Here is a 682-nt window from a genome sequence, read left to right as displayed (position 1 = left end):
AGGACGGGGAGGCGTCGTCGCCGCCGCGACCCCGTCCGTCGCCCCCCCCGCCGTCGGCCCCGGCCGGCTCGCCCACCGCCGGACCGGCCACCGGAGAGCCTGCGCCGCCGGCCGGCCCGGCCTCGCCCGGCGCGGTGGAGCCGCCTTCCGCCGGCCCGTCGGCGCCGCCTCCCACGACCACGACCACAACCACCGCCACGACCACCGCCACCGCCACGAGCACGGCCACGGCGTCCGCGCCCGCCTCCCCGTCCGCGCCCGGCACGACCCCCACCGCCGCTCCCACCCCTGCGGTCACCCGGACGGTCACCCCGGCGGTCACGACGTCGCCTGCGACACCGCCCTCCCCCCAGGTCCGGCAGGTGGACGTGCTGCGCGCCTCGGTCGACGCCAGGGGGACGGCGGTCGCGCACGTCGCCGTGGGTGCCGCGGACGCCCGGCAGGTGCGCCTGCGCGTCGTCTTCCGGGTGGGCCGGGCCTTGCGGCAGGCGACCGTGGCACTGGCCGGCGCGACGCGCTACACCGAGACCGTCCGCTTCACCTTCCCCGACGTCCCCTGCGGGTCCGGCTGGAGCGTCACGGCGACCGGACTTCCCCCGGGACGCTCGGACACCACGAGCGGCCGGACCGCCCCGTGCGCCGGGCAGGGCCCGGCCGCCACGCCCAAGGCCACGCCTCGCAC

Annotated in this window: 1 protein-coding gene and 1 pseudogene; one reads left to right on the top strand and one right to left on the bottom strand. The window is 80.5% G+C overall.

Features of this window, described 5'->3' with window-relative positions; all coding sequences use genetic code 11:
- Positions 1 to 322, bottom strand: a pseudogene (locus ABD823_RS26815) (hypothetical protein); the annotation flags it as partial.
- Positions 323 to 362: 40 nt separating this feature from the next.
- Here ABD823_RS26815 and ABD823_RS26810 point away from each other — a divergent pair.
- Positions 363 to 682, top strand: a 320-nt coding sequence (locus ABD823_RS26810) for a hypothetical protein (RefSeq protein ID WP_344864300.1), incomplete at its 3' end; no start/stop codon positions are given.

Source organism: Planomonospora alba (genome assembly GCF_039534085.1).
Classification (GTDB): Bacteria; Actinomycetota; Actinomycetes; order Streptosporangiales; family Streptosporangiaceae; genus Planomonospora_B; species Planomonospora_B alba.
Note: the sequence above shows the minus strand (reverse complement) of the source record. Positions and strands in the feature narration are given on the sequence as shown.